The 5,603-nt window shown below is 66.7% G+C and carries 4 protein-coding genes; 2 read left to right on the top strand and 2 right to left on the bottom strand.

Features of this window, described 5'->3' with window-relative positions; all coding sequences use genetic code 11:
- Positions 1-467: GDYXXLXY domain-containing protein (locus tag HMPREF9440_RS05650; RefSeq protein ID WP_187364785.1), on the top strand; the 467-nt coding region annotated here is incomplete at its 5' end.
- A 16-nt stretch (positions 468-483) separates the two neighbouring features.
- On the opposite strand, the gene HMPREF9440_RS05645 is transcribed toward HMPREF9440_RS05650, so the two are convergent.
- A complete protein-coding gene (locus tag HMPREF9440_RS05645) occupies positions 484-1,584 on the bottom strand; it encodes a DUF1848 domain-containing protein (protein WP_008542329.1) in 1,101 nt (366 codons plus the stop codon).
- Between the two features lie 160 nt (positions 1,585-1,744).
- Here HMPREF9440_RS05645 and HMPREF9440_RS05640 point away from each other — a divergent pair, with 160 nt between their 5' ends.
- Positions 1,745-2,338 carry a flavin reductase family protein gene (locus HMPREF9440_RS05640; RefSeq protein ID WP_008542328.1) on the top strand — a complete coding sequence of 198 codons (594 nt, stop codon included), beginning with the start codon at positions 1,745-1,747 and terminating at the stop codon, positions 2,336-2,338.
- Between the two features lie 99 nt (positions 2,339-2,437).
- On the opposite strand, the gene HMPREF9440_RS10615 is transcribed toward HMPREF9440_RS05640, so the two are convergent.
- Positions 2,438-5,603 (bottom strand): DEAD/DEAH box helicase (locus HMPREF9440_RS10615; protein WP_008542327.1); only part of this gene is annotated, 3,166 nt, incomplete at its 5' end.

Here is a 5,603-nt window from a genome sequence, read left to right as displayed (position 1 = left end):
AAACCGCCCGCACGGTGTGGGCGGAACTCCGTCCCGTCGATCCCCGCGACATCCTCATGGGCGACTTCATGGCCTTGGAGTATGCGGTCGACCCGGCGAAGCGGCTTGGGGACGATGAGGCCGCGGAGGGCTTCCCTGTGGCGGTCGAGAACGGCGTCCTGAGGCCGCTCCCCAAGGATGCGGAGGGTGCGGAGGACGGCGGTTCGGCCGGTGCTTCGGCTGCTCCGGGAACGGAGATTCTGCTTCTTGACGTCGACCGCTTCCGCGGTTCCCCGCGGCTTCCGCGCAGGTTCTTCTTCCCGCAGGAGGAGGCCGAGAAGTGGAGCGGGATGCGTTGGGCGGAGCTCGCCTGCACGGGCGACGGCACGGCGCCCGGGCGCTGTCTTCTCGTGCGCCTCACGGATGCGCCGGGCGTGACCGGTGAGTCGCAGGAGCGGGAAGAGCAGGGGAAGAACGCAGGGCGCTGATTCAGGTTGAGTCGACCTACGGCGCGTCCCCGAGGAGGCCCTCGGCCGCGGGCGCGGCGCAGTGGGTCCTCCAGTTCCTGAGCACCGTTTCAGGCTTCGCGTTGGCGTAGCAGTAGCGGCAGAGGTGCGGGCAGGTGTCGTACTGACCGATGTCTTTGGCGGCGTGGCACCCGCAGGCCGGGCGCTGACCCGGGTCCTTCTTCGGCTTCAGGAGAATCCGGCGGGCGGGCAGAGGGGTTTCAGCGTCGGCCGGGTCGAACCGGCCGCCCAAGGCTTCGAGGAGTGCGGAGCAGCGGTCGGGCACCTGCCGGAGGGCGACGCGCAGAATCCGCTCGTGGTCGACGCAGCGCCCGTGCGTGATGCCGTAGGCGCTCAAGTTCACCGTCTCGGCGCAGGTCGAGAGCGTGAAGCCGCCACCAGGGAGCGCTCGGTTGGCTGCGGAGAGTTTCGCGCCGAAGGCGCGCATCGCGTCCTCCGACCATTCGAGGGTGTCGATCCCGTGTCGGACGAGGTTGTTGCGGACCTTCCGGTAGTCGGCGATGTCCGCAAAGCTCATGATCGACGAGTCGGTGAAGCCCGCGAGGGCTTCCGCCGTGCGGGTCCATTTTTCGAGCAGCCGATCCGTGGTCAGCTCGGGCGTGAGGACGAGCGGGTCGTTCCGCCAGAGGACGGCGTCGGGGCCGAGCGCGTCGGAGAGACGCCGGAAGGTGTCGATGCGGTCTTCCCACGAGGCGAGCTGGGGTTCGAGCCCCTCCGCTTCGTAATCGTTGAGCGTGAAGTGGACCATCACGCCGATCCCGCGGCGTTGGAGTTCCGGGAGGTGCTTCAAGAGAGGCTTCGGGTTCTTGGACCAAAAGACGACGAAGCGGACGTTTCCGAACGCGACGAAGCTCTGCCGACCGCTGAAGGGGTTCCTCCAGGCGCAGTACCCGCGCGCGAGCCTTGCCATGAACCACTCCGCGTAGAACGCCGGGATGTCGGTCCGGCGGCTCGCAGACAGGATCACGGGCGCGGCGGCCTCGCCCGTGCGGCCGTCGTCTCGGGTGATGGTGAGCGTGGAGCGGAGCATGGTGTTCGGGGCGTTCGTCGGTTTCGTTGCGAAGTGGGTTTCAAGCATTCAGTGTAGCCCTCCCGAAACCGCGCGGCACGTTCGGCGTTTTCGGTCGAATCGGGCAACTATCCGCCTGTTTCCGAGCGTTTCCGGCATCGCTCGGTGGGAAGGCGTCACCTAAAATGGTCATATCAAAGAACCATTCCCCCGAAGGGAGGACCACACCATGATGACCAACCAAAGCGAATTCGTTCGCCCCGTCCCGCTCGACCGCGTCTACCGCATCCTCAACATCGGTCCCACCGTGATCGTCTCGGGGAAGACCGAGAACGACTTCGACGCGATGGCCGCCGCCTGGAACACGGCGCTCGACCTCGATCCCGCGAAGGCCGTGGTGATCCTCGACAAGAGCCACTACACGAGGAAGCTCATCGAAGAGAGCAACTACTTCATGCTCTCGATCCCGACCCGCTCAATCGCGCCCCAGACGCTCTTCCTCGGTTCCGTCTCGAAGAACGACGAACCCGAAAAGATCGACCAGAGCGGCATCCGCTTCCTGAAGGACGTTGAGGGCCTGCCCGACGACATCGACCTCATCGAAGGGTGCGCGGCGTGGATCCTCTTTGAACGCATCCCCGAACCCCACAACGAAGCCGCCTACGACCTCTTCATCGGTCAGGCCGTGGGCGCCTGGGCCGACGAGCGCGTCTTCAAGGACGGCCGCTGGATGTTCGAGGAAGTCCCGCAGGCTTTGCAGACGATCCACTACGTCGCGGGCGGCCGGTTCTACGCGATCGGCGACGCGATCGACGTCGAATAAGGTACGGGCCGCGCTCAGCTTCCGCTGAGCGCCGACCCACAAGACCAAAGCGCCCCGCGCACCGCAAGGTGCCGGGGCGCAGTCGTATCCGGAGCCGCGTCAGTTCTGATCTTCGAGCCTGAAGATCTCCCGGATCTCGGTGCTCGAGAGATCCCCGATCCAGGTCTCGCCCGTGTTGACGGTGAGGTCCGCGAGCTCGCGCTTCTTCGCGAGCATCGCGTTGATCTTCTCTTCGAACGTCCCCGCGGTGACGAAGCGGTAGACCAAGACGTCCCGGCGCTGCCCGATGCGGTAGGCGCGGTCCGTGGCCTGCGCTTCGACGGCCGGATTCCACCAGAGGTCGTAGTGGACGACGGCGGAAGCCGCCGTGAGGTTCAGACCCGTGCCGCCTGCCTTCAAGGAGATGATCATCACGCGCTCGGTGCGGTCCGTTTGGAATTTGTCCACCATCGCCATGCGGGCTTTGACCGGCACGCCCCCGTGGAGGAACGCGGGACGCCCGAACCCGGCCGCCTCGATCCAGTCCTGGAGCTTTTCGCCCATCTCGCGGAACTGCGTGAAGATGAGGACCTTCCTCTCCGCGTCGCGGCACTGGCCGAGGATCGCAAGGAGCGCGTCGCCCTTCCCGGAGTCCGACGTGGGCGCTTCGGTCTTCTGGTACTGCGAGGGCGAATTGCAGATCTGCTTCAAGGCCGTGATGAGGCGCAGCACCAGGCCCTTCCGCTTCATGCGGGCGGCCTCGGCGTCGCCGCCCGACGCGGCGGCTTCGCGTTCGGTCTTTTCCGCCTCCTTCATGGCTTCGAGCATCTCGTCCAGGGTCTTCTTGTAGAGCGCCGTCTGGGTGGGCGTGAGCGACGTGAAGTGATCGAGCACGTTCTTCTCGGGGAGATCGCTGATGATCTTCGGGTCGGACTTGAGGCGCCGCAGCATGAAGGGAGCCGTCAAACGCCGGAAGGCCGCGATCGCCCGCTCGTCGTGCTCGCGCTCGATGGGGTCGGCGAAGGTGCGGCGGAAGTCCGCTTCGCTGCCCAAGAGTTTGGGCTGCACGGTCGAGAGGATCGACCAGTATTCCATCAGGCGGTTTTCGACCGGGGTGCCCGACATCGCGAGGACCTGCGGGGCCTTCACCGACTTCACGGCGATGCTCTGCGCGGTCGAGCGGTTCTTGATCACCTGGGCTTCGTCCAAAACCAGAAGACGCCACTTCCGGGACGCAAAGGTCTTCGCGTCCCGGCGGAGCGTCCCGTAGGACGTGAGCGTCACGTCGGGGGTCTTCTTCGGGGCGGGAAGCTTGCGCTTCGTGCCGTGGTAGGTCCCGACGGTGAGCCCGGGCGAGAACTTCGCGAGTTCGCGCGCCCAGTTCGCGAGCAACGTGGTCGGCACGACCACCAAAGCCTTCTGCGTCTTGAATTCGCCGTCTTCCTTCAAGGCGGTCATCGCGGCGATCACCTGGAGCGTCTTGCCGAGCCCCATGTCGTCGGCGATGAGGGCCCCCAACCCCAGGCGCAGGTTCTTCATGAGCCAGGCGTAGCCGCGCTCCTGATAGGGACGGAGCGTCGCGTCGAGCTTCTGCGGGAGCGCGATCTCAGGCACGTCCGTCATCGCTTCGATGCGGGCTTCGAGTTCGGGGGCGGTGACGACCGCGGCGCCGTTCAAGTCGCCGGTGAGCACCGCCCGCATCTTTTCGAGGTACGAGGGCTCGGACCCGGACTCCACCGTCTTCGCGATGGCTTCGAGTTCCGCGGCGTCGAGGTAGACGAAGTCTTCGCCCACGCGCACGACCTCGCCCGCGTGCTCCATCAGGGCCTTCAATTCCTCTTCCGTGAGCGTTTTGTCTCCGAGCGCCACCTTCCAGGAGAAGTCGGCGAGGCTCTCCTTCGTGAGCGCCCCCTTGATGCCGCCGTCGCTCCCCGCGCCGAAGGCGGCGAGAAGACGGGGCTTGAGCAATTTCTTCAAGCGTTCGGGCAGGAGCACCTTCACGCCCAGGAGCTTCAGGTGCGGGGCGTGCTCGAAGAGGAAATCTTTGAGCGTCGCGCCGTCCAACCTCACGGGCTTTCCGCCCGACGTGCGGATGCCGTCCAGGACCGGCGCCGCGACGGCGAGGGTCTTGAGGCAGGAGAGCGCCGCGAAGCGGTCTTCGGTGCGCTCGGTGTCGGTGAGGAGTTTGGAGAGGAGCGTCGGCGTCGCGTCCCTGCGGGCGCCGTGCGGGAGGATCCCGAAGTTGACCGTGACGTCCCCCGCTTGGGACTCGTCCGACGCGCGGGCCGTGCGGACGGTCAAAACCGGCACCCAGGGGAAGAGGTCCCCGAGGAGGAAGGGCTTCAACCACCGGGCGAGCGTTTCGGCTTCGCCGTCGCCCCACGGGCAGTCGACGCTGTTCAAGTCCACCCCGGCGAAGATCACTTCGGCGAAGCTCTGGAACTTCGCGTCGGCCACAAGAAGCGCATGCGCGGAGAGGAGCGCGTTGGCGGCGAGACCGACGAGAAGGACGGTCTTGGTGAGGTCCGAGCGCCCTTCGAGCCACTCGGCCTCGATCACCCGGTCGAGCCAGGGGGAGGCGCCGCGGGCGAGCCGGTCGACCAACTTCGCGACCGACTCTTCGCGCATCGCGGGCATCCACCAGAGGACGGGCGGGAGGACCTTCTCCTTCCCCTTCTTCAGGTCGCGGTCCTTGAGGACGACGGGAATGAGGGCGCCCGCCTTCATGAGGGCCAAGGCGGTTCGGAAGACCTCGTAGAGGACTTCGACCTCGGGGGCGGCGAGGCGCACGGCACGCGGGTCCGCTTCGAGGTACGTGAAGGCGTGCTGGTTCAACGCCTCCTTCTTGCGGCCCGCCTTCACCTCAAAGCGGGCGGCGGAGGTCCCAACCAACTTCACGGCCGGAGGCGCGGGCGGGAGGTCGTTGATCGCGACGCCGTCTTCGTCCGTGAGCGGAGAGGCGGAAGAGGCGTCGGATTCGGGTGCCGTCCCGGCCGCGGCGTTTCGGCTCATCCGGTCGAGCTCCCTCGCCGCGCGGCGGAGCATCTTGCCCAACCACGCGGGAAAGTCCTTCTGCTGCGAGAGGAGAAGCCGAGGCGCGAGGAGTTCGAACATCCGGCCGCCCATGGATTCGACGGTGCCGTAGGGGAGGGTGCGCAGAAGCGCGAGCGCCGCGGCTTCGCGGTCGGCGGTTTTGGCGGCATCCTCTGCAGTGACCGTCTCCGTTGCCGTGCCTTCCGTGGCCGCGGCTTCCGCGGCGGATGCTGCGGCTTCGGAAGCGGCTTCC

The organism is Sutterella parvirubra YIT 11816 (assembly GCF_000250875.1).
GTDB lineage: Bacteria > Pseudomonadota > Gammaproteobacteria > Burkholderiales > Burkholderiaceae_F > Sutterella > Sutterella parvirubra.
The sequence above is the reverse complement of the archived record's forward strand: the minus strand, read 5'-3'. Positions and strand labels throughout refer to the sequence as shown.

Coding starts and splice junctions, on each gene's coding strand:
- HMPREF9440_RS05645 (WP_008542329.1), bottom strand. CDS start 1,584: ATGCTTGAAACCCACTTCGCAACGAAACCGACGAACGCCCCGAACACC.
- HMPREF9440_RS05640 (WP_008542328.1), top strand. CDS start 1,745: ATGATGACCAACCAAAGCGAATTCGTTCGCCCCGTCCCGCTCGACCGC.